The 24980-nt window shown below is 35.0% G+C and carries 24 protein-coding genes and 1 tRNA gene; 4 read left to right on the forward strand and 21 right to left on the reverse strand.

The genetic code is table 11. The annotated features are described in order from the left end of the window. Positions 1-34 precede the first annotated feature (34 nt). From H6W53_RS07410 to holA, 8 genes are all read right to left on the reverse strand, one after another. Positions 35-676 (reverse strand): immunity protein Tsi6 family protein, encoded by a 642-nt coding sequence (locus H6W53_RS07410; protein ID WP_185205671.1) that lies wholly within the window; start codon positions 674-676, stop codon positions 35-37. 155 nt (positions 677-831) lie between these two features. After that, on the reverse strand, positions 832-1437 hold the full coding sequence (locus H6W53_RS07415; protein WP_185205673.1) for a hypothetical protein: 606 nt from the start codon (positions 1435-1437) through the stop codon (positions 832-834). Between the two features lie 76 nt (positions 1438-1513). Further along, the gene (locus H6W53_RS07420) at positions 1514-3010 is read right to left on the reverse strand and encodes a hypothetical protein (RefSeq protein ID WP_185205675.1); all 1497 of its coding nucleotides are present in this window, start codon (positions 3008-3010) and stop codon (positions 1514-1516) included. A gap of 21 nt (positions 3011-3031) precedes the next feature. Further along, positions 3032-3535 carry a hypothetical protein gene (locus H6W53_RS07425; RefSeq protein WP_185205677.1) on the reverse strand — a complete coding sequence of 168 codons (504 nt, stop codon included), beginning with the start codon at positions 3533-3535 and terminating at the stop codon, positions 3032-3034. A gap of 52 nt (positions 3536-3587) precedes the next feature. Further along, positions 3588-5543, reverse strand: a complete 1956-nt coding sequence (locus H6W53_RS07430; protein WP_185205679.1) for a hypothetical protein — start codon at positions 5541-5543, stop codon at positions 3588-3590. A gap of 317 nt (positions 5544-5860) precedes the next feature. Then, positions 5861-5945: transfer RNA gene (locus H6W53_RS07435), tRNA-Ser, on the reverse strand. 229 nt (positions 5946-6174) lie between these two features. After that, positions 6175-7116, reverse strand: coding sequence for a thioredoxin-disulfide reductase (gene trxB / locus H6W53_RS07440; protein ID WP_076393660.1), 942 nt, complete (start codon positions 7114-7116; stop codon positions 6175-6177). A gap of 183 nt (positions 7117-7299) precedes the next feature. Then, complete coding sequence (gene holA / locus H6W53_RS07445) at positions 7300-8337, reverse strand: DNA polymerase III subunit delta (protein ID WP_185205681.1); 1038 nt, start codon at positions 8335-8337, stop codon at positions 7300-7302. Between the two features lie 7 nt (positions 8338-8344). Between holA and H6W53_RS07450 the strand changes: the two genes are divergently transcribed. Together H6W53_RS07450 and H6W53_RS07455 are read left to right on the forward strand one after the other, a co-directional pair. Continuing rightward, complete coding sequence (locus tag H6W53_RS07450; RefSeq protein WP_116100008.1) at positions 8345-8776, forward strand: type I restriction enzyme HsdR N-terminal domain-containing protein; 432 nt, start codon at positions 8345-8347, stop codon at positions 8774-8776. Positions 8777-9210: 434 nt separating this feature from the next. Continuing rightward, a complete protein-coding gene (locus H6W53_RS07455; RefSeq protein WP_185205683.1) occupies positions 9211-9954 on the forward strand; it encodes a dienelactone hydrolase family protein in 744 nt (247 codons plus the stop codon). 47 nt (positions 9955-10001) lie between these two features. Here H6W53_RS07455 and H6W53_RS07460 read toward each other — a convergent pair whose 3' ends face one another. The 6 genes from H6W53_RS07460 to H6W53_RS07485 all read right to left on the reverse strand — a co-directional run bounded on the left by H6W53_RS07460 (position 10002) and on the right by H6W53_RS07485 (position 15326). After that, a complete protein-coding gene (locus tag H6W53_RS07460; RefSeq protein WP_185205686.1) occupies positions 10002-10232 on the reverse strand; it encodes a hypothetical protein in 231 nt (76 codons plus the stop codon). A 3-nt stretch (positions 10233-10235) separates the two neighbouring features. Then, the gene (locus H6W53_RS07465) at positions 10236-10595 is read right to left on the reverse strand and encodes a cupin domain-containing protein (protein WP_076393650.1); all 360 of its coding nucleotides are present in this window, start codon (positions 10593-10595) and stop codon (positions 10236-10238) included. Positions 10596-10923: 328 nt separating this feature from the next. Further along, positions 10924-11451: a GNAT family N-acetyltransferase gene (locus H6W53_RS07470; protein WP_185205688.1), complete on the reverse strand. Its 528-nt coding sequence runs from the start codon at positions 11449-11451 to the stop codon at positions 10924-10926. Between the two features lie 2 nt (positions 11452-11453). Then, complete coding sequence (locus H6W53_RS07475) at positions 11454-12059, reverse strand: DUF2911 domain-containing protein (protein ID WP_087706462.1); 606 nt, start codon at positions 12057-12059, stop codon at positions 11454-11456. A gap of 216 nt (positions 12060-12275) precedes the next feature. Beyond that, positions 12276-14153: a hypothetical protein gene (locus H6W53_RS07480; protein ID WP_185205690.1), complete on the reverse strand. Its 1878-nt coding sequence runs from the start codon at positions 14151-14153 to the stop codon at positions 12276-12278. Between the two features lie 21 nt (positions 14154-14174). After that, positions 14175-15326, reverse strand: coding sequence for an ATP-binding cassette domain-containing protein (locus H6W53_RS07485; protein WP_185205692.1), 1152 nt, complete (start codon positions 15324-15326; stop codon positions 14175-14177). A gap of 112 nt (positions 15327-15438) precedes the next feature. Here H6W53_RS07485 and H6W53_RS07490 point away from each other — a divergent pair, with 112 nt between their 5' ends. Both H6W53_RS07490 and H6W53_RS07495 read left to right on the forward strand, forming a co-directional pair. Then, positions 15439-16284, forward strand: a complete 846-nt coding sequence (locus tag H6W53_RS07490) for a hypothetical protein (protein WP_185205694.1) — start codon at positions 15439-15441, stop codon at positions 16282-16284. Between the two features lie 33 nt (positions 16285-16317). After that, positions 16318-16557 carry a hypothetical protein gene (locus H6W53_RS07495; protein WP_185205696.1) on the forward strand — a complete coding sequence of 80 codons (240 nt, stop codon included), beginning with the start codon at positions 16318-16320 and terminating at the stop codon, positions 16555-16557. Between the two features lie 40 nt (positions 16558-16597). Here H6W53_RS07495 and H6W53_RS07500 read toward each other — a convergent pair whose 3' ends face one another. The 7 genes from H6W53_RS07500 to H6W53_RS07530 form a co-directional block, all read right to left on the reverse strand. After that, positions 16598-17029, reverse strand: coding sequence for an SRPBCC family protein (locus tag H6W53_RS07500; RefSeq protein ID WP_185205698.1), 432 nt, complete (start codon positions 17027-17029; stop codon positions 16598-16600). Between the two features lie 12 nt (positions 17030-17041). Then, complete coding sequence (locus H6W53_RS07505; protein WP_185205700.1) at positions 17042-17662, reverse strand: hypothetical protein; 621 nt, start codon at positions 17660-17662, stop codon at positions 17042-17044. A gap of 137 nt (positions 17663-17799) precedes the next feature. Then, positions 17800-18288 (reverse strand): hypothetical protein, encoded by a 489-nt coding sequence (locus H6W53_RS07510; protein WP_185205702.1) that lies wholly within the window; start codon positions 18286-18288, stop codon positions 17800-17802. 116 nt (positions 18289-18404) lie between these two features. Then, a complete protein-coding gene (gene carB, locus H6W53_RS07515; protein ID WP_185205712.1) occupies positions 18405-21584 on the reverse strand; it encodes a carbamoyl-phosphate synthase large subunit in 3180 nt (1059 codons plus the stop codon). A gap of 270 nt (positions 21585-21854) precedes the next feature. After that, a complete protein-coding gene (locus H6W53_RS07520; RefSeq protein WP_185205722.1) occupies positions 21855-22928 on the reverse strand; it encodes a carbamoyl phosphate synthase small subunit in 1074 nt (357 codons plus the stop codon). A gap of 218 nt (positions 22929-23146) precedes the next feature. Beyond that, a complete protein-coding gene (locus tag H6W53_RS07525) occupies positions 23147-24037 on the reverse strand; it encodes an aspartate carbamoyltransferase catalytic subunit (protein ID WP_116099860.1) in 891 nt (296 codons plus the stop codon). A 165-nt stretch (positions 24038-24202) separates the two neighbouring features. Then, on the reverse strand, positions 24203-24898 hold the full coding sequence (locus H6W53_RS07530) for a DNA-3-methyladenine glycosylase family protein (protein ID WP_228457772.1): 696 nt from the start codon (positions 24896-24898) through the stop codon (positions 24203-24205). Positions 24899-24980: the final 82 nt, after the last annotated feature.

Consider the following 24980-nt stretch of genomic DNA (forward strand, 5'->3'; position numbering starts at 1 on the left):
TAAATAATTTACTTCAATTAAAATGTCCGTAATTTTAAGAGTTCCAAATCCTGATGTCTTCTAAAAAAAGCATATATCTTCCGGGTTGATATTCGCCGTAGGAAAATAAATAAATCAGATCATTTTTCTTCAGATAATATATTTCCAATCCTTTTTCAGAAATATATTTTTCAATAATATTATTGATCTGTTTAAAGCTGTTTTCTTCCACCATCAGATCAAAACTTTCATGATCTATTTCTTTTTTCAGTTCTTTTAACGGATGGTCATAAAAATCAATAAGCCTGATTTTCTGATGATTAACCTCAAATACTTTGTTTACACATTCTCTTTCATCTCCATCAAACAGGAGTTGCCTGAAACTTTCGGATGATACATGATAATCAAATGCTCCTCCGAAGATATCAATTAACAATTTTGCATATTCATCATTTTCGTAATCGAAGTTTTTCACCGCCAAATGTCCTAAAGAATACCTTTTGTATAATTCGTTTTCAGAAAAAACAATGTCATTCTTTACTATTTTTTCATCGATATCAAGTAATTGATTATAGATGGAATGATACATGGAAATTTCAGGAAATAACTTCATTAGTTCCTCCGTTTTCTGTATTGCTAAATTAAGGGTATCTCTGTACACTTTTCTCATTTTTTCACTGTTCAGGCGGATGTACATTTTATTTGTTTTTTTAATTCAGATGTGAGTGATGTTTTTAAAATTATGTGTCTTTAGCTAAAAGCATTCAGGTTTTTGGGATCAAGGGTATATTTTTCATAAAATACAATTGACTTTTATTTCGTTTATTATTTTGAACCAAAATGGAAAGTTTCTCATTCATTTTCTTCGTCGTCTTCATCCTCAAATCGATCATCTTCTTCCAAAACTTTTTCAACCCATTTTATCGTTTTCTGCGCTTTTGGATCATCTTTTCCGATAACTATTAGAGCACGTAAAACATTATCGGCAATAAAAGCATCAAAATAACCATCCGATTCATATTCATCTTCGACAATATCAATAAGATTTTCGATTATAGCAGCTTTATTTTCTATACTCCATACCGATTCCAAATATTTCCAGGCTTCACGGAAAAAATACAGTACAGAAGTAAATTCATCGTAATCAAAAATATCATCATTCAGGTAATTTGTAATATCATTCTGAATGGAAGCAATTTCCTCGAAATGAAAAGGAGCCAGTTCACCAATCAGGATATAGATGGATCTATAAGGTCTGAACATTCCGTAATTACGATTCAAACCATATTGAACCGTATTAATAATCTGACCGATGGTCTTTGGAGAAAGTTTTGTTTCAAACTTACTATCACATAAGTATTTAAAAACATCATACAGTTTTCTTTCATCCTGTTCTTCTACCGAAGCTAAAACCTCATCAATCTTTTTATTAAGTTCTTCGTTAATTTGATTCGCCATATTTTATTATGTATCTGAAATTACAAGGAAGCCCGGTCCAAAAAATCAGAGCGAGCTTACAATGGTTTATTGTTTTTTAAAAAGGAAATAAAGGAACCAGCTTCATTCCTTCCGAATCCGGCGACGTTTTGATGTATTCTTTCTGATACGTTAGCGGCACAAGATTCATTTCTCCGCTTTCTTTCCACGTCTGCATGATTTCTTCTCTTGCTGCCTTTGCAACCTCATTATTTTTACTTCTTATTTTTGTTGTTTTCAGCCATTTGTTTTCAAAAGGTTTTACGGAAATCAACAAAATTTCTTCTAAATTCAGCTTTAATTTCTGAGGAACGGTATTTGACTGCATACCCAGCAAAACACCAAAGCTTTCTTTTTTCATAAAATCTTTTGATGTAATAAAGCTTAATGCATTATGATTGGCTTCATTTTCTCTGTTTACCCAGAGTTCTATATTGTCTTCGGTAAATTCCAAAGATGTTTCACCGAATTTCTCCATTAATGCTTTAAAATCACCATGCCCGATTGCAATTTGAGAAGTACTGTTTACGAGGGCAACAGCAAAATGCTTATGAATGATTTCGTACGGTATATTGCCGTGAAATTCCATGTAAAATTCGGCTCCGATTCCGTTATACTGAGAATTTTGACCATAATAAAAGTTTTCGTAAGGATCTGAAAGCCCGTCTGTAATCAATATCGTAGATTCCAGTGCATAAATAACCCTCATTTTGCATGAATTGTGGTAAGAGCTTCCTCCAGGCCATGAATGATCTCTGAATCCGCCCACTCGCAGATAAATAATTCGCTCATCCAGTTTCCCTAAAGATCTGAAAAATTCATGCCTCAGTTTTTGGCTATCTGTTGTAGCTTTTTTCTGCTTTTCGTATTCCGGACTAAACTCTATTTGAGAAACTCTTAAAGGTTCAAATCCATATTCTTGAACCGCAGGATCTGACTGTACGTTGAGATTACCGTTTTCATAGCTAAAAAAAAGACTATCTATTTTATTTTCCAGCTGATGATAAATAGAAAGGATTTCTTTACTTCCGCCAAAATGCCCGAAAGACCTCATTTTATCGTTGTAATGATATGTGGAATCTATAAACATCCCGATTTCGTCCGCTTCTTTTTTAAAATGGATCAAAGCTTCCGCTTTCAGAAAAACATTATCATTTTCGCTGTATTTTCCGGCTCTCTCCTCCGTTTCCTTTTTAATATCTTCAAGAAACATCGGGATGCTGTATCTTTCAGCTTTAACGGGTTCTCCTTTTTTAAAAGTGAATTTCACCTTAGAATATACCGGAAAAAAGTAAATAAGATCAGAATAATCATAATCTCGAAATTTATCCAGATGTTCATTCATCTCTTCCTTATCGTATTCTCCTACATGGAAATCATCGTAAAAAACTCCATTTTCATAAAAATAAATCCCCGTGTTGGACGAACTTCCGTATTGATTTCTGTATGCTTCATAATGATAGGTACGTCCTTCAATAAGCAATTCGTTCATTTCTTCAGAAAGTCTGGCAATCAATTTTTGAGCTTCTTCTGAACTTAAATAGTTGTTTTTCATGTTTTTTAAATATTAGTTTTTTTAAAACGTTGGTATAGATAATGTTTCCGGATAAGGGAAACGGTCTTTTGTATAAATAAGCTGAATAATGGCTCTTAAATATATACTGTTGCTGCGCATTTTGCAGTGTGTAAAGGCAATTGCCCATCCTGCCCTGAGATTATTGATCATTATTTTTTCGTTCCAAAAACTGAAGGCATCAATATCTCCTGAATGATTACTGCAAATCTGGGTAAATTCAGAATGAGAAAGAACGTATACTTCATCTTCTTCTTCAATAAAAAAGTTTTGCTCTCCGTAAAGTCTGTAGCCTTTAAAATCGTTCATAGAAATATCCATCACCTCACCCTTTACATCTTCGCTGCTTTCTGTGGTTAAAGCGATAACGGAGCCATTGTTGATGAGCGGAAGAATTCCGTCGGGAAAATTATAACTGAATATATTGTCTGCAAAGTACTTTTTAAGACCTTTTTTAGAACAGACAAGCAAAACACCACTGGTATCTTTTTCGAATTTTTTTTGCATTTTTAGTTTTTAAAATATTTTAGTCAAAGATTAGAAATAAGTGTAATTCTTTTTAAATCCCAAATTCATCTTCTTTCCAGATAAAAAACATAACACTCGGCAATGCATAATAAGCCGCTATTTCGGGACGATCCAGTTGTGCTTTGAGATCCAGTTTGTAATTTTTTACTGCTAAATTCACTTCTTTTAAATTGGGTAAAGTATTCAGAACTTTCACATCTGTAACGTTGGTTTGGAATAAATCCAGACGCTCCAGCTTTTTTAAAGGCTCCAAACCGGAAATATCATCCAAATCGTAATTTTCTAATAAAGTCAGCCATTTCAGATTAGGAAACTTCCAGATTTCTTTCAGATCAATTTTATTCTGAAGAGAAGATAAATCTAATTTTTCAAGGGATGGCAAGGTTTTAAAGGAAGAAAAATTTTTAATCTGACTGTTATCCAGATCCAAAACTTTTAATTTTTTCATGGTTTTTAACTGCACTTTTTTTATTCCTTTTAGCTGCAGAAATTTCAAATTGGGAAATTGATCCAATCCTTTCACAGCAAAACTTTCATCACAGGAAAAACTAAGTCTCTTCAAAGATTTTATTTCCGGAAACGTATTAATATCAACTTTTTTGGGGCTGCATATACTAAGAGATCTTAACTTCTTCAGATGCTCAAATCCTTTGTAATGTATATTCGAAGCACTCCAGAGATTCAAAAATTTCAACTTTTTTAATCTTCCTATATGAATTGTCTTTTTGGTTTTCTCTATCATTACTTCTAATTTTCTCAGTTTTTTTAAGGTAAGAATAGATTCTGCGGTCTTTACCGAAATTTCATTACTGATCTTTAAAGATTCCAATGCTGTAAACTTTTCGATAGAATAGCCTGCTCGCCTATCTCCAGATTTATATAAACTCAGTTCCTGAAGTTGCTTTCTCAGCGGAAGTAGTTTGGTAAAATTTTTTACAGCATTCACCTCTTTTAGGATACAGCGTAATTCAAAACTTTTTAAATTAACGAATGACCTGAAATAGTTATGCTTTTTAATCTCAGAATCTCTCATCTTCACTTTTTGAATCTGATTGGCAATAGGCAGAAAAGCATCGACATAAAATTCAGATTTATCAAATAAAAGAGTTTTAACCATTTCAAAATTTTCAAGATCCTTTATTTTTTTCGCTTTAAAATCGGTAAAGCTTAATTCATTAATATAATTTCTGAGTGAGACTGCATTTTTTAAACGAAATGGTTTTTCCGCCTTAATGAATTGACAGGTAATTTCTTTATTGAAAGGGTTTTCTAATTCTTCTTTGTCCTCAACAACCGTATCGGTAGTCATTTCAATTTCTTCAAGTTTTTCAAACTCTGAAATTCCGTTAAAACTTCCGATTCTACAGTTTTTAAACTCAATGTCTGTTACTGATTTTTTAAATGGTATAAAAGAAATATCTTCAAACTTGGAGTTGAAAATATGGATCATGTAGATTGATTTTTCTTTTACTTTGGTAGGGTTACAAGTAAAAGTTATACTGTCGAGATGTAATGAATAAAGCCCTTTTATATTATTGATTTCCTGAATATTATCAATATGACAGTTAGTAATGAAAAGATGCTTATGTCCTTTACCGGATGACGATATATGAAAGCTATTAAAACAACCTGCGTCAAAGCTCATATTTGAAAATCGGATTTCGTAGGGAAATCCTGTAGATACATTACATTCATTGTTTCTGAAAGTCACATTATCCAGAGTGAAACTGGAACAACTCTCTATTTTTAACAATTCGGAAAAATTGGCAATAGTACAATTGGTAAGTTTTACTTTTGTTACTTTAACAAGGTATGGTAAAAACTTTGAAAAATCCTCAATATCGATGTCTTTGAGATGTAAATATTGAAGTAAGTTATATTTTAAGTAATCTTCCGGTTTTATTCCTAAGATTCCCTCAATTTTCTGCGTCTCTTCATCAAGAACCGTTGATCTATTTATTTGATTTTCTACATTTTCAGTACTCATCGTTTACATGTTTTTATGGTTATTATTTAAATGAAAAATTTTCTATTCAGCGGTTAAGAAGTTTTTAATAATGGTCTCACACATCTGCTTCAGCAATTAAATTAATCTCAAATTTCAATAAAAAGATCTCAGGTCGATTTAATCTTTAGAACTTTTTCAGCTCAATAGAATTCTGCAAATAAAGCACAAAAGAGAGTACCAACAAAACGGAAAAAGAAAATTTAACAACTATGATTCTGCAATGATCCGAATGATCCAAGAATTTTAAACTTCAGGCATAAAAAAAACCTTCAAATTGAATTTGAAGGTTTTTTTTGCGGAGAGTGAGGGATTCGAACCCCCGGACCTGTTACAGTCAACAGTTTTCAAGACTGCCGCAATCGACCACTCTGCCAACTCTCCAGAAACTCCGATTATATCGTTGTTTTCAGTGGTGCAAATATAGAATGTTTTTCAATTCTGACAAAATATTTTTAAAATAAATTTTAACAAAAATTAATAATGAACTATAAATCAGATGAATTATTTCGGCTAAAAACTTTAATTATACCCTTTTAAAAATAATTTTTGTGCGAATTGTAAACAAAAAACGCATCCCGAAAGATGCGTTTTTATATTTAATTTCTTAAGATTAATGCAATTCTGCAAGATACTTCTCTGCATCCATTGCAGCCATACAACCGCTTCCCGCAGCTGTAATTGCCTGTCTGTAGATATGATCCTGAACATCTCCCGCTGCAAAAACTCCGGGAAGATTTGTTCTTGAAGAACCCTTTTCTGTTACAATATATCCGTTTTCATCCAGATCAATCTGTCCCACGAAAATATCTGTATTCGGTTTGTGACCTATGGCAATAAAGATTCCATGAACATCAATTGTAGATTTTTCCTGAGTCTGATTATTGATGACCACTGCTCTTTCTACAAGGTTATTTTCTCCTTCAATTCCAATTAACTCGTGGTGGAATTTCACTTCAATATTGGGCGTATTATTCACTCTGTGAACCATTGCTTTGGAAGCTCTGAATTCATCTTTTCTTACCAGCATTGTTACTTTGTTCACCAGCTTTGCAAGATAAGTCGCTTCTTCCGCTGCGGTATCTCCTGCTCCTACTACCACAACATCTTTTCCTCTGTAGAAAAATCCGTCACACGTTGCACAAGCGGAAACTCCTCCTCCGTTGTATTTTTTTTCGTCATCAAGACCTAAATATTTTGCAGTAGCTCCGGTAGAAATAATCACAGTTCTGGCAAAAATTTCTTTATTTCCTGCGTACAGTTTATGAACTCCTCCTACTTCTTTTGAAAATTCAACTTTAGTAATCATTTCATAATGTACTTTTGTTTCGAATCTTTCAGCCTGCTTCTGCAAATCCATCATCATTTCAGGACCTGTAATTCCGTTCGGATATCCCGGAAAGTTGTCGACTTCAGTAGTTGTAGTCAATTGTCCGCCCGGCTCCAGACCTGTGTACAGTTCAGGTTTTAAGTCTGCTCTTGCTGCATAAATTGCCGCTGTGAAACCAGAAGGTCCAGATCCAACGATCACACAATCTAAAATGTTTTGCTCCATATTCTGCTTTTCAAAAAAATTTAAAATTTCCGAGTGCTAATTTCGGAATTTTTACTGTTTATTTAAAGTTATTTTAATGATAGTTGTCAATATCTAATATGTTGAATTTCGATAGTAGTTGTTAGATGTTGGATGTCAGTTGACGGTAAAATTAAGTCAATCAACAAATAACAATTATCAAAATCATACTTTCATCTTAATTTTATCGACATTTATAATTTTGTAAACCAATTCTTTAATCAGTTCGGCTTCGCTCATATTGACTGCGCCCAATCCTTTTCCTTTCATGTCGAATTCTCTTAAAATTGAAATGACTCTGGTTGCATGTTTTAAAGGATATAATCTTGCCGACTCTGCATAATCTTTTATAAAATAAGGATTTACGCCCATTTGTGCAGCAATTGTCTGAGGCGGCTGACCAATCATGGTGTTGTAAATAATGACATTGGAAAAGTAATTGTATAAACTTGCCAACATCATAACAAAGGGATTGTTTTTAGGGTTTTTGCCCATAAAATGTGCAATTTTAAATGCTGCGTTGGCATTTTTTGTTCCTAAAGCTTTCTGTAACTCAAAAACATTGTATTCTTTGCTGATTCCGATGTGGTTTTCGATGATGGTTCCGTCTAAAACCTCACCGTCTTTCAGGATGATCTTAAGTTTATTCAGCTCATTGGCAATTCTTGAAAGGTCGTTTCCTAAATATTCTGCTAAAAGATGTGAGATATTGGGAGCTGTTTTTATTTTTAATGCGGTACATTCGTCCGCAATCCATTTGGGAAGGTTGTTTTCGCGGATTGATTCGCTTAAAAATAATGCTTTCGCTTTTTCTAAAGATTTGGTGACTTTCTTTCGGCTGTCTAATTTTTTGTGTTTGTGCGCAAAAACCAGAACGGTGGACGGAACAGGATTCTGAACATACATTTCCAAAGCATTGCTTTCGCTTTCAGCGAGTCTTAAATCCTGCGCTTCTTTTACAATGATTACCTGCTTGTCGCCCATCATGGGAAACTGTCTCGCCAAAGAAAGAACTTCCTGATAAGTGGTATCTTTGCCATAGATTACGGTTTGGTTGAATGCTTTTTCATCTTCCGTCAGAAAGTCGTGTTCAAGTGCTTTTACAGCAAGATCTATAAAATAGGGTTCTTCTCCGTGAAAAAAATAAATCGGTAAAACTTCTTTATTTTTAATATTTTTGAGGATTAAATCTAATTCTTTCATCTTATAAATGGAACTTCCAAAACTGAATTTTCAGGAAACTTTTGATTTTAAATTCAAGAAAGACAAAGATAAGTTTTTTATTTATGATTTGGTTCGTAAAACTTACCTTTTGCTGACTCCTGAAGAGTGGGTACGCCAACACTGGATCCATTATTATCTTACGGTAAAATCCTACTCTGCTTCTGCATTAATTACGGAAAAAAAGATTGTTTTAAATGGTTTAACGAAGAGGGTTGATCTTTTAATTACTGAAAAAGCACAGCCTAAAATTTTAATTGAATGCAAAGCTCCGCAAATTAAATTAACGGAAAAAACTTTTGAGCAGACTGCAAGATACAATTCTGTGATCGGAGCGAAAGAGATTGTTCTGACGAATGGTTTGCAGCATATTCATGCGTATTATGAGAATGAACAGTATCAGTTTTATAAGCCGGAGTGAAAGTGAGATTGAGATTGAGACTGAGGCTTAGATTGATTGAGGTTAAATTGGTTGTGAAAAATTAAATGATATTATATTTTTATTGGTTCTGAGTTATTTTTAGTAATTTAAACTCTGGATTTATTTTAAATAATTAAAAATACGATGGTAGGTCAATATGAAAGGATTCGGACAGGAAGATCTTAACTTTTGGGATAAATAACTGAAGTTCAAAAATTTTATTGATTAAATCTTAATAATGATTGGTTGAATTTGGCAGAAGTATTGATGGTATTGTTGCAGTATTGATAAAACAGACCGTTTTTTCGCCCCGTTGGAGGGGCGTGTCGGAGCTCTTTTTTTAGTTTCGGGGGGGCCTCCCCCCCCCCCGAAACTAAGAAAAAGCGAGTAGCGAAAGCGGGAAACAGCTCCTAAAAAAAATTAAATTACAAAATATGATACGTTCACTTTTATTGTCTTCGTTTTTAATGACTTCGGTGACTTTTTTTGGTCAGAATCTGAAACCTGTGGCTTATCAGGACGGCGCGCAGAAACTTAATGGATTGGTAACTTCCAATGCGGGGAAAAAACTTCCCGGAGTTCTGATTCTTCCTGCGTGGAAAGGAATTGATGATGAAGCGAAAACGGCGGCTGCCGAACTTGAAAAACAAGGCTACGTTGCTTTTATTGCAGATATTTATGGGGAGGGAAATATTCCGACCAATATGGATACGGCTGCGAAAAATTCGGGATATTACAAGAAAAACTACGAAGCGTACCAGAAAAGGATTTCGCTTGCGTTGGAACAATTGAAAAAAAACGGGGCAATTCCTGAAAAAATTGCGGTTATCGGCTATTGTTTCGGAGGAACGGGAGCTTTGGAATCAGCGAGGGGAAATCTTCCTGTGGTGGGCGTTGTTTCTATCCACGGAAGCATCGGAAAAGATCAGGCAAGAAAAAACGGACCGATCTCGACAAAAATTCTGGTGGAAAATCCTGCCGATGACAGAGGGGTAAGTCCGGAAGATTACAACAATCTGGTAAAGGAAATGAATGAAGGAAATGCGGACTGGCAGATTATTACGTATGCACACTCCAAGCATACTTTTACCGATCCGAAATCGCCGGATTACAACGAAGTGATGGCAAAAAGAGCGTGGAATCACACGCTGATGTTTTTAAAAGAACTTCTGAAATAGTTATAATCCTTATAAAAAACGACCTCCAATTTTAGAGGTCGTTTTCTTTATAGTTCGCTTGTAGTATTGCAGCCAGAACACCAGAAATATTCGGTTTCTTTATCTTTAAGCTTTGTTTTTGTTTTGTTTCCGCAGTTTTCGCAGATGTATTTCTCACTTTCGTTTTCCTTTGCTTCATAATCACAATTGAAACAGCTCCAAACCGTTACATGAGACTTTCCGTTGATAAACCACGTAAAGGAATTTTCTTTACATTTAGGACAAATTTGCAGCGCCATACTTTATTCTTCCCTGTTTACAAGATCCATAGAAAAAGCCGGAAGACAGATGGCAACGTATTCACATTCTTCGGAAAATGGGTTGCTGTACCGAACTCTTGCACCTTTTTCAATTAAAATACTTTGTCCTTTTTCTAAGACAACAATTTCGCCGTCAATTTCAAATTGCTTTTTTCCTGAAATAATTAAGGTGAATTCATCAAATTCGGGAGTCTGATGCGGCTCGCTCCAGTTGGGCGGCGCAACCATGTGTGCGATGGAAATATTGGAATTTCCTGTGGAGTTTCCCCAATGTTCTTCAATGAGTTTTCCGTCTGTGGTTGGAACAACGAATGGGGATTGCTGAATTTTATATTTCTTCATATTATTTATTTTTTATTTTTTGAACACTAAGTAAACAAAGTTTTTTACTAGTGATCGCTTTTTAGTTTCACAAAGCCGGTTCACTTGTAAAAGTTAACAGAGGTTTTAATTTAGCTAAAAGTCTGCCTAAACTTTTATTTAACCGCAAAAGGCACAAAAGATGAACTAACTTTTATTTAAAGTTGATCATTATAAATCAAAAAGGTAACAATAGTTTTAAAAATCTTTGCTTTTTATTCTTTTGAGCGCTTTGATTATTATGGAAATTCACTTTAACATTATCTTTTGTCACTTTTGCGGTTTATTCTGAAATTAGCTTAAACAAGTTTTAAAAATGATTCTCCTTTTTAATTTCGTATACAAAGTTAGTTCTCGTCGGTTCTCCGAAATACGCGACTTCCTGCTCTGCGGTTTTCTTTCCGCCCAGTCTTTCCAAAGCAATCTGGGAACGGTAATTTTCTTTCCCGATATGAAAATGAACGGTATCTACAAACTGAAAAATGTAATCGAGCATTAATTTTTTAATCTGCGGATTGATTCCTTTTCCCCACGATTTTGTTCCGTAAAACGTGTAGCCGATAAAAATACTGTTCTTTGCTTCATCATAATCATAAAAACGGCTGCTTCCTAAAACTGCTCCTGTTTCTTTCTCAATAATTTTAAAGGCGCCTTTGCTTTCTATTGCTCCTCTGAAAAAATTTTCGAAAACTTCCCTTTTGTAACGATCTTTATTCGGATGTTGCTCCCAGACTTTCGGATCAGAAGCCACTTCGTATAAAGCCTCAAAATCCCCTTGTTGCAAGGGGATTAACTGATATTTTTCGTTTTCTAAAACAGTCTGAATAGAAAAGTTCATGTTTAGCCTTTTGTTTTTGCCGCGTCAGACTCAATTTTTTTGATTTCCTTCAACTTGTCTGCAATTTTACTTACGGCTTCCGGACTTGAAGGTTTTAAAGCAACTTCCGCCTGAGACATATCCCACTTCAGCACAAGATTTGCAGAGTTTTCGCCGGTAGGATTCAGAGTAATTTCGAACCATTCCTGCTTATCTGCTAATTTATTAACCGGAACGGTAACATCTACAACGTCCTGTTTTGCATCATATGTATAGGCTCCCCATTGCTGGAAATCTTTGTTCAAGATCACTTTCCATTCTTTTTCTGTAGGAACGATGAATAATCCGTATGTTCCGGCAGGAACAATTTTTCCGCCGAAATTTACAGACTGTCCGAAAGTAATTTTGGTGGATGAATTCGCTCCCGCTCTCCAAACCTGTCCGTAAGGAACCAGTTCTCCGAAAATTTTACGTCCTTTCACACCCGGTCTTCCGTAATCGATCGTGATTTTAGACATTGAAAACTGCTGCTCTACTTTCTGGCGCGGACTTGCCGCAGGAACCGAATAATCCTGCGCAAAACTGAAAACTGAAGCCGATATACAAATCGCAAATAATAACTTTTTCACTTTTTTAAATTTTGCCTAAAATTACAAAATTGAATATAAAAACCATTTTCTGACATGATAAAATTTGTTAAAAAAGCTTTTTCCACTCTTTGCTTAAATAAGTTTTTTATTGTTTCAACCGGTTTTAAATTTAACCATAAAAGAAACTAAAGATATTTTATAGAGCTATTTTCAGAATAATCAAAAGTTTAGATAAGTTTCAATCGTTAATAAAAATTAATTCGGCATTGCTTTCCATTTATGCAGAACGGAAGTATACAGATACATAAAGATGAATCCGCAGGCTAAAATAATATAGCTGAGATTGAATCCTAATGTTTTGATAATTGTCGGACAGTCATAAGACATAATATTGATCTGTTCACAGCTTTCTTCCTGATGGATATTAATGATAAAAAAGATCAGCAATACAAAAAGTACAAAACCATTCAAAGAGATATTGATAAGGATTGAAGCGATAAGTTTTTTAAGGCTTTTCATCATTACAATTGGAAGCAGTAAAATTACTAATCCTATAAGAAAGACAAAATAGGAAACAAAAAATTCAATTCCATTTCTTCCGCTCGAAGCAGAAAATAACACTGTTACCAGAACAACTGCCAAGAATAAAACGCCTGCACTGATCACGCTGAAAAGAAGAGATTTGAGCCCTGTTATTCTGAAGCTGAAAATAATGGTAGCAAGGAAAAATGCGATCCAGATATAAATATGAATATTCTCTGAAAAGAAATCCGTAGATTTTATAATAACTACATTATTCAGAAGATTCTGAAGATTGTCTGAATAATAGTAGTAATCTGTCGTGTTATTCTTAAAATATTCTGCCGGAGAAAGCTGGTTATCAATATCCGGATTAAAGTCTCTGATCTGAACGGAATCATTTATCACTTCACCGTCTACAACTGCAGCGGCAGAATCTGTAACAGCTTCGGTATACACATAATTTCCGTCTTCGTCCATTGGCGGATTATTTACATCATAATCTTCACCCGGAACCGGTTTGTATTTTTTAATAAAATATCTTACGTTGAAATCATTAGGATGATAGATCATTTTCACCCAGCTTTTTGAATCAAGGTTATTGTTGATTCCGAATTCTTTCGAAATATCAAGAAAACTTTTCAGCAGCTTTTCAATTTCAGCAGGATTTTTTTTATTCAGCAGATCCGTTGTAAATCTGTTGATTTCAAATCTCTTCTTTTTATAAGAGTCTTTAAGCATCTGATTGTATCCGTCATAAGGCTCTTCACCGGAATATTGCATCCTCAAATAATCCTTTCCTGAATCATCATCACTGTAAAATATATCAGAAAAATTATAATACGTTAAATCCGTGGTATTGATGTAGGATGACATATCCACGACATCTTTTTTGAAATAGTAAGTTGCAGAACCCTTTTTATTTTCTTCATACGCCAGATTCTTTTTGGTTTCACCTGATGGGAAAAGGAAATCTCCGTATTTATCTTTTTTATAAACGGTTTTTGAATATAAGTTATAGAACTGATAAACCCTGTTATAGTACACAAAATATTTCTGATTCCGGTCTATTTTATTAATATCCGTTTCGCAATACAAATCGTAAAACTTTGGAAAAGTTCTGTTATCCAAGGTATAATGTTCAAGATCCTGAGAAAGAAAAGCATTGGCTTTATTAATAACGTTGATGTTTTCAGTCATTTCCTGATCGGGATATTTGTTTTTAATAAACAATTTAAAACCCGTCATATAAGAAAAATAAAAAGTAGTACCTGCAAAAATAATAATGAAGTACTGAACAAACTGCAGGAACAATTTCCCTTTTGAAGAAGGGTAAAAGTTTTTGAATGCGTTATTTTTAAACATCATGATCAGCCATCCCACCATCATGAGAACGGAAATAATGAGGTGGATAAAAATCATTCCTTCGCGGAAATAGTCATCTTTTACATTCATTTTCTGTAAAGAGGCCGGATCTGCGTGAGAAATATAGCCTACGATAAAAAAGAAAATATGAAGCACTGCACTCGCCAAAAGCATCCATACAATTCTGGTGTTCCAGACCGTCGGATATTTTTCGAGCAGATATTGATTGATTTTATTTATTTTTTGCATTTTTTGTTGAATTTGAGAAAATTAGCTTACGAAAAATCTTCTGGTTGAAGAAGAAATATTCCGGATGTACACCACATTCATTCTGGCATTTCCAAGCGCGGACATCACGGTATGAAACTCTGTATCTGCTGAAAAGTGAGCAACATACACCCCTCCGTTGAAATTCAGTTTTTCAAGAGGGAAACCTTCAAATGCTTTCAATAAATCTTCTCTGGAGTTTGTGGTATCAATTTCGATAATCAGTCCGTCGTTTTCTTCATTTACCAGTTCAGAATTGTCTTTGTACTGTCCGTTTTTCAGGAATATAACTTTGTCTGATATTTTCTCTACTTCGTAAAGCTGCTGTGAGCTCAAAATCAATGCAATAGGATTGTTAACCGAATTTGCAATCGATTTTAAATCTTCCAGAATAACCTGCTGTGCCAAAACATCCAGATTGGCAAGAGGTTCATCCAGTAATAAAATTTCCGGTTTTCTTAGCAGTGTTCTGGCTAATTCAAAACGCATTTTGTAGCCTGAAGAAAGTTCACTCCACTTCAGATGTTTGTAATTCCAAAGTCCGAGACGGGCAATCATCATTAAAGTTCGTGTTTCATTTTCTTCAGGTTTCACACCGTAATTTGACAGTACAAATTTCAGGTTGTCCTTTAAACTTCCGTACCATTTCGCAGTTCTCTGCGGAATGTAGACCAGCTTTGTACGGAGATCGTATTCATTTTTAGGCTCTTCATTGAAAGAATAATTCAGCTCTCCTTCGTTGTGGGAAATTTCTTTTGCCAGAATTCTGAGTAAAGTTGTTTTTCCGTTACCGTTTTCGCCTACCAAACCGTAAACCTGTCCTTTATTCATTTCCACAGAAACAGGACCGAGCGAAAAGCGGTTGCTTCCGTAGGATTTTAAAATATTTCTGGCTCTTAGTACAGATTTTTCCAGTGATTGTTCTTTTACCGGAATTTTTTCTATTTTCTGAAGAAGATTTTTTGATTTTTCGATGAGTTCCTCCGTGTACGAAGGAAACTGTTCTTTCCAGTCAGTTAATGCGACAGCTTCTTTGTAGATCTCCATATTCTGAGTATCCATCGCACAGTCCAGTAATTTTCTAAATCCTAAAACAGTATCTTTATTGTCGAAAAAATGATAGACTTCGGCTACTCTTTTCTGATGTTTCGTCATTTGGTTTCAGAGTTATTAATTTTCAGGTTTTAAAGATATAAAATTTTTTTTCTCCTCAATTCTTTTGGCTCAAATAAAAACTAATTTTATTTTTATGTAAAATTAGAATCAGATGTTCAAAATAATTTCATCGCTTTTGTTATTATCTTTTTTATCAACCATTCAGTCTCAGGAAATCATTCCGTTCAGAATTACAAAGCATAACAACATCATTGTTAAAACTTTAGTAAATGACAAAGATTCTCTGGATCTGATGTTTCAGATTGCTATGGAAGATGCGTCCATTTCTCCGGACCGGAAAAGAAATGCAGATCATATTATTTTTAAAGATGAAATAAGCAACGGAAATACGATAAAAATCGGCAAAAAGAAATATGAAAATATTAGATTTTTCGATAATGAACTGACCGGTCATGAAGCAGACGGAAAAATCGGAACTGGGATTTTTAAAGGAAAAATTTTTAAGATCGATTATGATAACAGCAGATTTGTAGTGTATGATAAAATGCCGGATTTAAAGGGGTATCAGTCAGTTCCATTACTTTTAAAAAATGAACAGCTTTTTATTCCTGCGAACAGTATCATTGAAAAGCAAAATGTAGAAGCCTATTTTCTTCTTCAATCCGGATATTCCGGCGGGATTCTTTACAGCAATGAATTTGCAGATGGCAAAGAACTCGACAAAAAGCTGAAAGTAACCGGCGAAAAAACATTGAAAAACTCATCCGGACAAAGCGTTATCACCAAAAACGGAATTTTGCCTGTTCTGAAAGTGGGAAATTTTGTTTTAAAGGATGTTTCGGCAGGATTTTTCGCAGGTGAGCTTAAAATTCAGAAATCCAGCTATTTCGGAGCAGATTTATTGAGGAGGTTCAACTGGATTTTTGATGCGGAAAGAAATAAAGTTTATTTTAAGCCTAGTAAATATTTTAAGAAAGCTTATTATAAAATGAATTGAGTAATATGTTATAAATTTGTTTAAAACAAAAAGATGGAATCCGTTACCTTAAAAAATATCAATGAAATTCTGAAAAATGCCCCTGAAAATATTCTGGAGAGGGTTTCAGGCTACATAGAAGGAATTTTAGATGATGAAAAATCTGAATTCAAGCTTTCGGATGAACAAAAAAAGAGTCTTCAAAAAATAAAAGAAAGATCCTACCAACAACATACTGAAATTTATACTTTTCTTAATGAAATGAATTCTAAATATTATAATTATAGTGAATAATAAACAGAGCAGATAATTTTTCTTTCAAAATCTTAAAATTTTATTGATTCAAATCTTTCTCCAACTTTTCCATATACTGCGACCATGCACCAGAACACCCACCAAAACATTCAAATTGCGGGATCAAGCCTTTATGCGTGAAAATAATTTTTGTTTTATCGGCTTCTTTGAAAATCTCAAAACAAATTTTTGTTCCGGTCCATTCGTCCATTTTGTTTACAAATGTGAGTTTGCTTTCGATCACTTCCCAAACAATATTTTCGTAAGGATTTACTTTTACAAGCCTTTGAACGGTGTGATGAACTCCATCTCCGGCATCAAAAATAAATTCATCGTTTATTTTTTCAGATTTTCCGGTAATGATTTCATTATGCAGACCAATCCACCAGTTTCGGGGATTGATTAAAGTATTAAAAACTTCTTCAGGGGATTTTGAAGTGGTGAACGTGTAAGAGAAATTTTGTACTGACATCGTTTTGTGTTTTTATGAATTTTCAAAATCATATACTTTTCTCAAAGTATTTTTATCTGCAATCATATTGAAAGTAATATTTCTGTTAAATTCATGATAACCAAAAATATAGCTTTTTGATTTATCAATAACTTTAATTCCGTTAAATTTTTCTATTTTTTCAGGATTTTGCAATTCGGCAAAACCAAATGTAGTGATAAAATCACTCAATTTTTCGGCTTTTATGGAGACTGATTTTGCAAAGAGATCTGAAAGATATTTCTTATTAAAATCCACATCAAGAGATAAAGTCTGAGGAAAATGACCGCCTGTTTCGGTATAAAAGAATTTGAGCTTTCCACATTTTTTACATTTCCATAAATCGGCTCCGTTCATCGGATAAGAACCTAAAAAAATTTCTGAATTATCTGAAGATTTAAATTCCAGATAACTTAAATATCCAAATTTACCGTCGTAAATCTTAAAAATCTTTTCATAATCTATTAAAATATTGTGCTTACATTGAACATCTTTTATCGGATATTCAGCAAAAAATTCATTAATATTTTCCAAAACAAGTGAATCGGAAGCATTATCTAAATTTTTATTTTCACTGCTATTCTTTAAAATTGACGTTATTATTTTTTTTAACATACCATTTTGTGATTATAGAAAATGATTAGCGAACTACCTATTTTTTTGATGAAATTTGAACTAAAAATTGGAAAAAAAGTTTTTACGAATATATATCACAAAGTTTTCAAAATTCAGACATCACATTAGTCTTTTCCTCATATACTTTTACGGAATGTAATATTACCTTTTTTGAGTTCTATTTGTTTATAGCTAAAATGATCAATATACCCAAAGTACCATTCTTTGTTTTCATAAACAAATGTCATAGGCTGTGGCAGAAGAGGTCTGTAATGATTTCCAACCTGAGGATATTTATAACTTACACCGATAAGCAATTCATCTCCATCTTCAGGATTGTAGTCAAAATCAAATTCAGCATTATTATTCAGAGCTTCCATAACAAATTCAGCAGTAAGGTCTTGATCAAGTTTTTCTGAAGGTCTAATAATCTGCCCCATAATTCTACGCTTTTCTTCAAATGTTAATTCCCGGACAGTTTTTTCTAATTTCCAATAATAAATCTGCTTATTATATTCTTCTTTATTGTCAAATATTTTAAACGATTCTATTTCTAAGTTTAGAATACTCTTTAATTCTTGTTCGTTACAGGTACAAAAAGTTATATATTTTTTATTCTCACACATAGTATTACATTATGCTATAAAAATCTACTTTAAACATTTTATTAAAACAAAAACCTCACAGGTTTTAAAAACCTGTGAGGTTTGATTTTATGGTAAATCATTAAAATTTCCGAAAACTACATTGTCTCCATTTTGAAACTCATGCTTTCGATTACCTTCAGGATGGCTTCTACTGTATCCATGGATGTTAAACAAGGAACACCGTTTTCTACGCTCATTCTTCTGATCTGGAAACCGTCTCTTTCCGACTGTTTCCCTTTCGTCATCGTGTTCACAACGTACTGTACTTTTCCTTTCTGGATCAGATCGATCAGATTGACACTCTCCTCCCCGATTTTATATCCGATTTTGCATGGAATTCCTTTTTCTTCGAAGAATTTTGCCGTTCCTTCCGTTGCCCAGATTCTGAAACCAACTTCGTGGAATCTTGCCGCCAGATCAGCCGCTTCCTGCTTATGCTTATCTGCAACCGTGAACAAAATTGAGCCGTGCATCGGAACTTTTCTTCCAGCCGCAACCAATCCTTTGTACAGAGCTTTTTCCAAGGTCGTATCTTTCCCCATAACCTCTCCTGTAGACTTCATTTCAGGGCCTAGAGAGATATCTACTTTCGTTAATTTTGAGAAAGAGAACACCGGAACTTTTACGAAAACTCCTTCTTTATTGGGAACCAGTCCGCTTTCGTAACCTAAATCTTTCAGTTTCTGTCCCAAAATTGCTTTTGTAGCCAGATTTGCCATCGGAACATCCGTAATTTTAGATAAGAAAGGAACGGTTCTTGATGATCTTGGATTTACTTCGATCACATATACATTTCCTTCGAAAAGTACATACTGGATATTCATTAATCCGATCACATTTAATCCTTTCGCTAATCTTTTAGTGTAATCAACTAAAGTTTCGATTTCGCTTGGTGAAATATTCTGTGGAGGATACACTGCAATTGAGTCTCCGGAGTGAACTCCCGCTCTTTCGATGTGCTCCATAATTCCCGGAATGATTACCGTTTCACCATCGCAGATGGCATCGATTTCCACTTCTTTTCCCACCATGTATTTGTCGACCAAAACAGGGTGTTCAGGACTTGCTTCCACTGCATTTTCCATGTAGTGCGCCAGTTCTGTTTCCGTGTACACGATTTCCATGGCTCTTCCTCCCAAAACATAGCTCGGACGAACCAACACCGGATAACCGATTTCGTTGGCAATTTTTATCGCTTCTTCTTTTGAAACCGATGTTTTTCCTAAAGGCTGCGGAATCTGCATTTCCTGAAGCGCTTTTTCGAACTTGTCTCTGTTTTCCGCTCTGTCCAGATCTTCCAGGGAAGTTCCCAGAATCTGAACTCCGTGAGCGGCTAATTTATCTGCTAAATTGATTGCTGTCTGTCCTCCGAACTGTACAACCACTCCTTTTGGTTTTTCCAGTTCGATGATGTTCATTACATCTTCTTCCGTTAAAGGCTCGAAGTATAGTTTATCTGAAATCGAGAAGTCTGTAGAAACTGTTTCCGGGTTATTGTTGATGATAATCGCTTCGTAACCCATTTCTTTGATGGCCCAAACTGAATGCACCGTTGCGTAATCAAACTCAACACCCTGTCCGATTCTGATCGGTCCTGAACCAAGAACGATGATTTTTTCTTTATCTGAAACTACAGATTCATTTTCTTCTTCGTAAGTCCCGTAGAAATAAGGGGTTTCAGATTCGAATTCCGCAGCGCAGGTGTCTACCATTTTGTACACCGGCATTACTCCGTTTTCTTTTCTGAAATTGAACACTTCACGCTCCGTCACGTTCCACAGAACCGCAATATTTACATCTGCAAAACCTAGTTTTTTGGCTTCCAGTAAAATTTCTTTGCTGAATTTATTTTCTGCGATTGTCTTTTCGAAATCAATCAGTTTTTTGATTTTCCAGATGAAGAATTTATCAATTTTGCTCCATTCTACGATCTGCTCCCAGTCGTACCCTCTTCTTAAAGCATCTCCGATGATAAATAATCTTTCGTCATCACAAACTCTGATTCTTCTTTCGATTTCTTCAGCCGTTAAAGCTGCTGCCTGTTTTGTTTTTAAACCGATATGTTTAATTCCTGTTTCCAGAGAACGGATGGCTTTCTGTAAAGATTCTTCGAAATTTCTTCCGATTGCCATTACTTCACCCGTAGCCTTCATCTGGGTTGATAATCTTCTGTCTGCTGTTTCGAATTTATCGAAAGGGAATCTTGGGAATTTTGTTACCACATAGTCTAAAGCCGGTTCGAAACAAGCGTAAGTCTTTCCTGTTACCGGATTCATGATTTCATCCAGTGTTAATCCTACCGCGATTTTTGCAGCGATTTTTGCGATTGGATATCCTGTTGCTTTTGATGCTAAAGCGGATGATCTCGAAACTCTTGGGTTTACTTCGATGATATAATAATTGAATGAATGCGGATCTAAGGCCAACTGTACGTTACATCCTCCTTCAATTCCTAATGCTCTGATAATCTTAAGTGAAGCGTTTCTCAACAACTGGTATTCTCTGTCTGAAAGCGTCTGAGAAGGTGCCACAACGATTGAATCTCCTGTGTGAACTCCAACCGGATCTATATTTTCCATGTTACAAACCACAATGGCGTTGTCGTTTGCATCACGCATTACTTCGTATTCTATTTCTTTGAAACCTGCGATTGATTTTTCAATCAGACATTGTGTTACGGGGCTGTGTTTTAATCCCAGTTCAGCAATTTCTTTCAGTTCAGTTTCGTTGGAAGCGATACCTCCTCCTGTTCCACCCATGGTGAAAGCCGGACGAACAATAACAGGATACCCGATTCTGTCTGCAAAATTTAATGCTCCTTCTACTGTGTTTACGATGTCAGATTCCGGAACGGGTTCGTTTAATTCTCTCATCAGTTCACGGAAAAGATCTCTGTCTTCCGCTCTGTTGATGGCTGAAAGTTTTGTTCCCAACACCTCAACTTTGCATTCTTCCAAAATTCCTGATTTTTCCAATTCTACCGCCATATTCAGTCCGGTTTGTCCTCCAAGCGTTGGTAAAAGCGCATCGGGACGTTCTTTTCTGATGATGTGACTTACAAACTGAAGTGAAATCGGCTCGATGTAGACTTTGTCTGCGATTTCAACATCCGTCATAATGGTTGCAGGGTTTGAATTAATCAAAATTACCTTGTAGCCTTCTTCTTTTAAAGATAAGCAAGCCTGCGTTCCTGCGTAATCAAATTCCGCCGCCTGACCGATAATGATGGGACCTGAACCGATTACTAAAATTGTTTTTATGTCGTTTCTTTTCATTTTTAAATTTATCCTTTTTGTTGATGTTGAACCCTTTCGGGTTCTGATGTTGGTTGTTTCACCATTTTCATGAGGTCCACCGTTTTCCATAGGTTGCACCTACGGCTATTCATATTGAATCCTTCGGATTCTTTAATTTTGCAGCGAATTGCACGCAGCCCGACTTGAGCGGAAATCCTTTTTTGCCATCCTGTTTATTCTGTTTTCGCCGAAAAGTCCTGCAAAAAAGATTGGGAGCGGAAGGCGGATTAAGCTGCCCAAATTAATTTTCTACTTTTTAAAATCCTCCATTAGCTGGATGAATTCATCAAACAAATAATTCGCATCTTCAGGACCCGGGCTTGCTTCAGGGTGATACTGAACAGAGAAACAAGGGTGAATTTTGTGTTTCAGACCTTCGTTTGTTCTGTCGTTCAATGCGATATGTGTTTCAATTAAATCTGTTCCTTTTAAACTTTCCTGATCTACTGCGTAACCGTGGTTCTGAGAAGTGATCGCTACTTTGTTTTTCTCTACATCTAAAACCGGATGGTTTCCACCTCTGTGTCCGAATTTTAGTTTGAACGTTTTAGCACCACAAGCCAAACCAATTAACTGGTGTCCTAAACAGATTCCGAAGATCGGAACTTTTCCTAAAATTCCTCTGATCATTTCTAAAGCTTGTTGGTTATCTTCAGGATCACCAGGACCGTTGGATAACATAACTCCATCCGGATTCATCAGTAAAATCTCTTCCGCGGTTACATCCTGAGAAACGACTGTAATATCGCAGTTTCTTTGGGATAACTCTCTGATAATCCCTAATTTGGAACCAAAATCTACAAGCACCACTTTAAGTCCTCTTCCCGGATTTGCATAAGGTGTTTTTGTGGAAACCTGCTCTACCTGATTGGTTGGAAAACTGGTTGATTTTAATTCTGAAACTACTGTGCTTTCATTGGCATCAGCGTTTACGATTTTTCCTTTCACAACTCCGTGGTTACGAAGAATTCTTGTCAGCCTTCTGGTGTCGATCCCTGAAATTCCGGAAAGGTTTTTCTTTTTAAATAATTCATCTAAAGTAATCTGAGTACGGAAGTTGGATGGCAGATCACAAAGTTCTTTTACAATAAGTCCTTTAATTGCCGGTTCAATACTCTCATAGTCATCTCTATTAATTCCATAGTTTCCGATAAGCGGATAGGTCATGCAAACAATCTGACCGCAGTAAGACGGATCAGAGATCAATTCCTGATACCCTGTCATTCCGGTATTGAAAACCACTTCTCCTGCCGTTTCCAATTCTGCTCCGAAACCTTCTCCGTGAAACACTTCACCGGACTCCAGTATTAACTTTTTCTTCATTTTTTTTATTTAGATTTTCTTTTTTATTAACAGGTCGCCTCTACGAGGCTTGGATAATCTTTATCTTTTTTGTTTCCAAGGGTTTTACCCATGGCTATTAACAGATCGCCCTTTCAGGGCTTTGGTCATTTTTTTCCATGGGTTTTACCCACGGCTATTGTTGTTTGACCCTTTCGGGTCGGCTTACTACTTGATTCTTTTTACTTTTACCTTGGTTCTTATTTAAAAGTATATCCTTGTTTTTCCAAGGCTTCTTTTAAGATTGCCATTCTTGCGAAAACACCGTTCTGCATTTGTTTGAAAACTCTTGAGCGTTCGCATTCTACCAAGTCGTCATCAATTTCCACTCCTCTGTTGATGGGTGCAGGATGCATGATGATGGCTTCTTTTTTCATGGCTTTTTCTCTTTCTTTGGTTAAGCCATATTTTTTGTGATATTCCGAAGCGGAGAAACTCATTTTGGCATCATGTCTTTCGTGCTGGATTCTTAATAACATCAGAACATCTACATCATGAATCATTTCATCAATATTCAGATAGGTTCCGTTGATTAAGGCTCCTTCATCAAACCATTGTTCCGGTCCTGAGAAATATACTTTTGCGCCTAACCTTCTTAATGCTTCGGCATTGGAATTTGCCACTCTGCTGTGTTTTACGTCTCCAACGATTCCTACTTTTAATCCTTCAAATTTTCCGAATTCCTGATAGATCGTCATTAAATCCAGCATACATTGTGAAGGGTGGTTTCCTGTTCCGTCTCCTCCGTTGATTACCGGAATTTTTATGTTTTTAAGTTCTTCGAAATATCTGTCTTTCTTATCTCTGATTACGACAAGATTTACCCCTAAACTTTCGATGGTTTTTACCGTATCATAAAGACTCTCTCCTTTGTTTACGGAACTGTGGGAAGCATCGAAAGGAACGACCTGCAATCCTAATTTTCTTTCAGCAATATCAAAACTTGTTTTTGTTCTTGTACTGTCTTCGAAGAAAAGATTGGAACAGAAAACTTCTCCTTCAATTTTGGCAGTTTTCCCGTTCGCAAAAGCCAATGCTTCTGTTACTATACTGTTGATTCTCTCGTTGCTTAGTTCTGTAATCGTAAACATATTGTCTTTAAATTTTTTACAAAAAAAAAAGCGAAGAAAATATCTTCGCTTAAAATAAATAAATATCGTAAAGGGCGTCTACGCCCGGTAATTCTAATGATATAAATACTGTGTTATTCATTAGGTGCAAAGATATAACAATTCTGTAAACTGACAAAATGAAAATTAAATTTGTGAAAAATCTGTCATTTTTTTTCTGGCTGAATCTGATAAGTAATAGTGCCAAAGTATCATTGCAGCAATAGATCTGAGCGGTTTCCACTCTTCACTGATTGTTATGATTTCTTCTCTGGATATTTTCGGAGGCAATTGTTTAATTTTTTTTAAAGCATTTACTACGGCAAGATCCCCGATTGGGAAAATATCGGTTCGTCGAAGAGCTAGCATAAGATAAATATCGGTCGTCCAGTTTCCGATGCCTTTTAAGCTGATTAATGTTTCCCGAATTTTTTCATCAGACATTTTCTGGAATTTCTCAAGATTTATTTTTCTTTCCAGAATTGAATTTGCCAGACTTTTGATATATGTATTTTTCTGTCGGCTTACATAGCATTCTCTCATTTCTGCATCCGTAAGACTAAGAATGTTTTCAAGAGTGATTTCTGTAATTTTTTCTTTCAGTTTATGTAATGCGGCTAATGCTGAAGCGAGAGAAACCTGCTGTTCCAGAATGATATGAACAAGGGTTTCAAAAGTATTTTCTCGATTCCACATCGGAGGATAGCCATGATTTTCGATAATTAATTTTAAATCCTGATCACAATTCGCGAGAAAATCACACATCTCATGAAAATTTGAGGTATTGAAAGTCAGTATTTCATCAGTCATCTCTTTTGCGTTTTGTTTTACAATCTTTATCATTAAATTTATTTAAACTTTTTTACTACAAAAGATTTAAACACTTTAGTTTCTTGAATTTAATACTTAATGGAAAAAAGAGTAC

Source organism: Chryseobacterium sp. C3 (assembly GCF_014218905.1).
GTDB lineage: Bacteria > Bacteroidota > Bacteroidia > Flavobacteriales > Weeksellaceae > Chryseobacterium > Chryseobacterium mucoviscidosis.